This is a genomic window from Ktedonobacterales bacterium, assembly GCA_036557285.1.
In the GTDB taxonomy this organism is placed as follows: domain Bacteria; phylum Chloroflexota; class Ktedonobacteria; order Ktedonobacterales; family DATBGS01; genus DATBHW01.
In genome coordinates, this window is sequence record DATBHW010000057.1 from 89554 (window position 1) to 95755 (window position 6202).

Genomic DNA, 6202 nt, shown 5'->3' on the forward strand with positions numbered 1-6202 from the left:
ATTTTCCAAACAAGCGCGGGGGGTAAAAACTGATGTCCTTACATACTGACTGTTTTGCCCTCTTGATCGTTACAACCCAACCTTTATGAAGTAGCACAGAAATGCAAGCAAAAACAATGCCCCTATCGGCACGTTGGAGCGCATTCGCGCCAGCAGCGCATGGATCGGGCCAGTCGGGCAGATGTCTGCCCTTAGCGCCGATCAAACTGGCGAGCCAGCGCCGCCAGGCTGAGATGAACCATCGTAGGGCGGCCATGACAGCAGCTATAGCGGGCATCCACCTGTTCCAACTGGCCGATCAAGGCGCGCATCTCTTCAAGCGAGAGGCTGTCGCCTGCTTTAATGGCGGCTTTGCAGGCCACGTTTGCCAGGGCATGTTCTTCCCAGGTCTCGCTGTGGCCGCCGCTGGTTTCCCGATAGCCCGCCAGTTCCAGCAGCAGTTCGCGCAGTTCGTCAGCGCCAGCGCGGGCCTGTTTGGCAAGCGGGCCGGGCACAGCGCGCGCCAGCAGTGTCGCCGGACCAAAGGGTTCCAGATCAAAGCCAATCGCTCGCAGCGCCTCCAACCGATCTTCGATGGCCTCGCGCTCGCGGGGCGCGCATTCCAGCGGCAGCGGGCTGAGCAAGAACTGCACCGTTGCCGCTCGCGCCTGCATGCCAGTGATCATCTCTTCCAGCAGCACGCGCTCATGCGCGGCATGTTGATCGATCAGATACAGCCCATCCGGGCCTTCGGTCACGACATAACTCTGAGCAAGCTGGCCCAGCACACGCAGGGCCGGAAGGCGTCCCGTCGTCTGAAACCGCTCGTGCGCGCCCGGTGTGGGGACATGAAAACCTGCGGCGCTGCCTCTGGCGCGCTCGCCGCGCTCCCAGGGCGTTCTGGCTGGATCGCGGCCCGCTGCTCCAGGCCAGCCTCCAGAGAACGACCCCCAGAGCGGCCCTTGCGCGAAGGTGGGCTGCGCGGGTGGCGCGCCTGGGCTGGCTTCATCGGCAGTTTCTGCTGACGGCCAGGCTTCGCGCGCCGGGACATCAGGTTCGCCAGGCGCGCCAGCGCCCGGTATGGGCACTGCTATGTCCGGCCAGGCGGACGCGGAGAAAGCGCGATCAGTCAGGCGCGGCGCTTCGCTGATCTCCAGCAAGGCGGCACGCACCGCCCGCTGCACAGTGGCATAGACCTGGCGTTCGCGCAGGAACTTGACCTCGGTTTTGGCGGGATGAACGTTGACATCCAGCAGCGCGGGGTCCAGCCGAATGTTGAGAACGGCGATGGGATGCCGTCCCGCCAACAGGAGCGAGTGATAGGCTTCTTCGACGGCGAAATTGAGCATGCGGCTCTGCACCCAGCGCCGGTTGACAAAGAACGAGAGATACTGGCGGCTGGACTTGTAGCAGCTTGGGCGGCTGATGTAGCCGGAGACGCGCGGCGGAGGGTTGGCCTCGTCGGACGGCTCACGCTCCTCGCTCTGCGCTTCAATCATCTGATCGGCAATCTCCAGGCCATAGACGGCGATCAGCGCGCTCAACAGCTTGCCATCGCCAGAGGCGCTGAAGACCTGGCGACCTTCACTGGAGACGTTGAAGCGGATTTCGGGATAGGCCATCGCGTATTGTTGCAGCAGGTGCAGGCAGTGGCCGGTTTCGGTTGCGCGGCTTTTGAGGAACTTCAGGCGCGCGGGAACGCTGGCGAAGAGGTCACGCACGATAACGGTTGTGCCAGCGGGCGCGCCTGTCTTGCTGACCTGGCCCGCTGCGCTGCCGCTGGCGGTGATGGCGGCGGCAATCTCGGCCTCTGCCGGGCGGCTGGTGAGGGTGAATTGCGAGACAGCAGCGATGCTTGCCAGGGCTTCGCCGCGAAAGCCCAGCGTCTGGATGCGCTCCAGATCGTCCAGCGCCTGGATTTTGCTGGTGGCATGGCGCGCCAGGGCCAGGGCTAACTCGTCGGCGTGGATGCCGCGCCCGTTGTCGCTGACACGAATCAGGCGCAGCCCGCCATCTTGCAGATCGACACGGATACTGGTGGCTCCGGCGTCAATGGCGTTCTCCAGCAGTTCTTTGACTACTGAAGCAGGCCGCTCGACGACTTCTCCGGCGGCGATCTTGGCGGCAACATCAGTCGGCAGCAGATGAATCGGCACGCGCAGCCTCCCGGCCAGGAGTATTCCCAGGGGTATTTAGAGAGGACGGTCCAGAAACATACGGACAACCGACCAGGTACCAGCGCCAGGGCAGGTCTGTGCCGACGCTGATACCAATCCGCGTGGAATTGGCGATCACCACGTCGGGCGCGAGCGTCGGCTGGTCATCCAGCCAGAGGCTATCGTCGGTCAGCGAGACGCCATTTTCGGACAGGCTCAGGCCCAGCGCAGCGCAGACACGCCCCGGCCCGCGCGCCAGGTCGCGCAGCGGCAGGCGCTCGCCGCGACGCTGGCGTATCCATTCCAATCCTACGGTGGGCTGGATGGCGCGAATCAGGACGGCAGCGCCAACGCCCTCCGGTTCCGTACTGATATTGAGCATACAGTGCATGCCATAGCTGAAATAGATGTAGGCGTACCCAGGCGGGCCATACATGATTCTGGTGCGCGGCGTGGGCCGAAGATAGCCATGCGCCGCCGGGTCAATAGCCGAAAGATACCCCTCGGTTTCGACGATGATGCCGCCGCTGACACCCTCCGGTGCGGCCCGCAGCAGCGTCATACCGATCAGCGCGCGGGCAAGTTCCAGCGTGGGCTGCCTATAGAACGCCGGAGAGAGCTTTGCGATAGTGCCACCTCACGAACAGAAATTCCGTTCTATTATAGCATAGCTGTAGCACAAAGATGTGTTCAGAAAAATGGGGGCGTGGGAGGGGCAAGGCGGCGCCCCCAGGAGACAAAGGGAGGGCAGCCCTTGTTCTGCTCAACCGGGCATGTTAGTATAGGAATGAAAGTGTCTTTTCATCAACCCACTGGAATCCATTGGAGGTTATTTTATGCCTGGCCCGCACGACCCCAATTACACGAGCAGCGCAGGTCTGGTGCTGCGCGATGAGGGGGAGGAAACGGGGAATCCCACATCCACGAAGGAAGAGGGAACTGTGAAAGGATCGCGCACGTTGACCCGTTTCTGGCTGGTGATGGCAACGCTTTTGCTTGGGCTGGCTGCGCTGGTAATTGGATTTATCTTTTTTTCTGCCTGGCCGGGTGTCCTGGCAAGTGAGGCCATCGGCGCCGGGCTGGCCCTGCTCGCTTCTTGTGTTCTGCTGCTTACGGGTGTCAGGCGCGATGATGCCCATAGCCCGGCCAGCGCAGCCGACGCCAGCGACACAGCGATTCATCAGCCCGCCGAACCATCCCCAGCAGCCCTCCCTGCCCCCCCAGTCCTTGCCTCCACCGCCACACGTGAGGCGCCTGCCGCGCCGACTATCGCGCCTATGCCGGAGCGCGCGCCCGAATCGGCTGCGCCCGGCGCAGAGCAGAGAGAGGCCAGCGCGCCGGCTGCGCCGCCAACCACACCTGAACCCGCATCCATCCCACCGGCAGAGCCAGCAGCGCCCCACAAACCGACCCGGCCAAAAACCGATTCAACAGCGCAAAACGGCCACGCGGCAACCGCCGAGGCGATCTCCAGAGCCTCCAGGCCACAAGCCAGGGATGATACTCCTGTGCCGATGCCGCCGCTGACCAATTTGCCGCAAAGCTATCCGCGCCCCAGCGGGGGCTATTCGCTTGACACCGAGGCGGAAGACCTGAGCCAGTTGCTGGGCGACGTGGCCGAGCAAACCGTCATCGCTGCCGCCACGAGGGGGAAACGTGGCGTGGAGCGCCGCGAGCGCATGGCGAGCAAGATTGACGCTTTCAGCCAGGAAATGGCCGCCGATCCCAACTTCGCGCCCGTCGTGGCGTTTCTGGAGTCGATCAGCGCCCTGCTGCGCGCAGGCGCGCCCATCCCAGCCTCGCAAGAACTGGTGGACCCCTTTGATGGACTTTATGGCTATGTACTCACGCTCATTCGACGTAAAACGGGCAAGACCCACGATTAACAGCCAGGCGCAGCAGCATGGATGAGCAAAGCATCCAACAGATCACCGGCCACTTCTGGTCGCCGCTGGTCGCCATCACCACCGCGCACGGCGGTCAGGCCAACGGCCAGATCGCCGTGTCTGTCCTCAACGCCAGTATCCTGCGTGATCGCCCGCGCATTCTCGTCAACATCTGGAAAGCGAACTTCACGCACCATCTGCTGCTGGAGAGCGGCGTCTTCGCCCTGCACTTGCTGGGCGAACATAACCTCAACCTGATCGAGCAGTTGGGCCTGCGCTCCGGGCGCGACGGCGATAAGCTGGCCGGGCTGCGACTGGAAACACGCCAGACCGGCAGCCCCATCCTGCTCGAAACGCTCAGCTATCTCGAAGCCCGCGTGCGCGCCACGCTCGACGCGGGCGACATGACCAGCTTCCTGGCCGACATCCTCGACGGCGGCATCCTCAACCCCGGCCCGCCACTTACCTGGCCCGCTGCCCGCGCGCGCATCCCCCAGGACTGGCTCACACGCTACGACGCCCACCAGGCCCATCAGCGCGAGGTGGCGAGGGGGCTGCTGGAGGGGTTCTAAAAACTACTATCCCCTAAAAGTACCTCCTTGTATCAACATGTTTCATAGAAATAGCCTCTATCGAACCGAGTAATGATATACTGCTAACAAGCATGAGGTAACTTTTCTACTCTCATGCTTTAAGAGGCTTGTCCCAAAGCGTCTAAAGTGAGCAGAGGAAGAAATTCAGAGCAGTGCTACCTCATCCTAAGTTAGCGGAAACATGTAGAGGTTTGCCTCAGCCTAATCAGTTGGGGAAGGAGCGGTTCTCATCATGGCTGTAGCAAAAGTAGAAACCAAAAAAACTAGCTACCCAATAGTTTATACAAGCAACTGGTGGGACTTACGAAGAAAGTTCAAAAAGAGCGTTCCTGATCGCGTAACAAAAAATTATCTTGCGCTCATACTAAATAGGCAGGTTGCATCTGCAAGAAACCTAATTCCTCCCTTGAAAAAATTAGGGTTAATCGATCAGGATGGCAAACCTACTCCGCGCGCTATAAGGTGGCGTGATGATGATCAATATCCAGCAGTTTGTGAGGAGATTAGAAAAGAAATCTATCCAGATTTGGCTGCTGCATTTCCAGACTCCAACCCGCCGAGAAGCCCTATTGAGAGATGGTTTGCAAGTGAAACGGGTGTTGGAGAGAATGCTGCACGAGATATGGCAGATTTTTATTTGTTGCTCTGTGAAGCTGATCCAACAAAACAGGATAACAATCATATTCCGACAAAATCGCGCAGCAGAACCACAGCCCCCAAAACTAGCATTTTAAGAGCAAAATCGGGAGGAAAGCTACAACCAGCTACGGAGCCGGATGTGCTTCAGAGTAATTCAACAGAAGAAGAGGTGGTATCACCAGCAAAATATGCAGTGGGCCGTTTCCAGCCTGCCCTCAACATCAACATCGAGATTCATATCCCGTCTGATGCCACGCAGCAACAGATCGATCACATCTTTTATAGCATGGCTAAACATCTCTATAGGTGAGAACAGCAGTGAACCATGAACTTGCTAAATCTGTTCTTGCCGCTGCAAAGGCCATACAGGAGGAAGCCAGCCAGTTATGGCTTCCTCCTGCCGAAGCTATCCCCTCTCGCAGCGAAATGGTTATATCCCATTCGCTTGTAAAAGGCACACGAGGCTATATTGAGAAGGTTGTCCATCAAATCAATAGGACATATGAAAACACTTGCTACGATGCCTGCGCTGTGATGATTCGCCGTCTGATCGAGACGCTTATTATTGAGGCTTTTGAGCAAAACAGTATTGCGGCTAAGATCAAGGGTCCAAGTAGTGACTTCCTCTATCTAAGAGACCTCATCAATTGTACCTTAAGTGAAACTAGTTGGAATCTGGGCCGCAATGCAAAACAAGCGCTATCTAGGCTCAAAGATGTTGGAGATCAATCTGCCCATAGCCGCCGCTTCAATGCACATCGCAGCGACATAGATGCCATCAAAAACGATCTGAGAATCGTCGTACAGGATGTACTACTAAGCTTCTTTCCTAACAGTTTGCAAGTAAGCGTTGACCGTATCAATCGGGCGTTTGCCCAAGTTGCGATAGCCTTGATGCGGGCGTTCGGTGTTGTACTGGATGAGCCAGCGATCAAAGTCGCTCTGGAGC

Annotated in this window: 6 protein-coding genes; 3 read left to right on the forward strand and 3 right to left on the reverse strand. The window is 58.9% G+C overall.

Annotation, left to right across the window (positions count from 1 at the left end; translation table 11 throughout):
- Positions 1-191: 191 nt before the first annotated feature.
- Positions 192-2135 carry a DNA mismatch repair endonuclease MutL gene (gene mutL / locus VH599_17700; protein ID HEY7350158.1) on the reverse strand — a complete coding sequence of 648 codons (1944 nt, stop codon included), beginning with the start codon at positions 2133-2135 and terminating at the stop codon, positions 192-194.
- Positions 2110-2763, reverse strand: coding sequence for a DNA-3-methyladenine glycosylase (locus VH599_17705; protein HEY7350159.1), 654 nt, complete (start codon positions 2761-2763; stop codon positions 2110-2112). Before VH599_17705 ends, mutL begins: the two co-directional genes overlap by 26 nt.
- Positions 2764-2971: 208 nt before the next feature.
- On the opposite strand from VH599_17705, the gene VH599_17710 reads away from it, so the two are divergent.
- From VH599_17710 to VH599_17720, 3 genes are all read left to right on the forward strand, one after another.
- Complete coding sequence (locus VH599_17710) at positions 2972-4021, forward strand: hypothetical protein (protein ID HEY7350160.1); 1050 nt, start codon at positions 2972-2974, stop codon at positions 4019-4021.
- A gap of 17 nt (positions 4022-4038) precedes the next feature.
- A complete protein-coding gene (locus VH599_17715; protein ID HEY7350161.1) occupies positions 4039-4593 on the forward strand; it encodes a flavin reductase family protein in 555 nt (184 codons plus the stop codon).
- A gap of 253 nt (positions 4594-4846) precedes the next feature.
- Positions 4847-5563, forward strand: a complete 717-nt coding sequence (locus VH599_17720; protein HEY7350162.1) for a DUF5343 domain-containing protein — start codon at positions 4847-4849, stop codon at positions 5561-5563.
- Positions 5564-6069: 506 nt separating this feature from the next.
- On the opposite strand, the gene VH599_17725 is transcribed toward VH599_17720, so the two are convergent.
- Positions 6070-6202 (reverse strand): IS481 family transposase (locus VH599_17725; protein ID HEY7350163.1); only part of this gene is annotated, 133 nt, incomplete at its 5' end.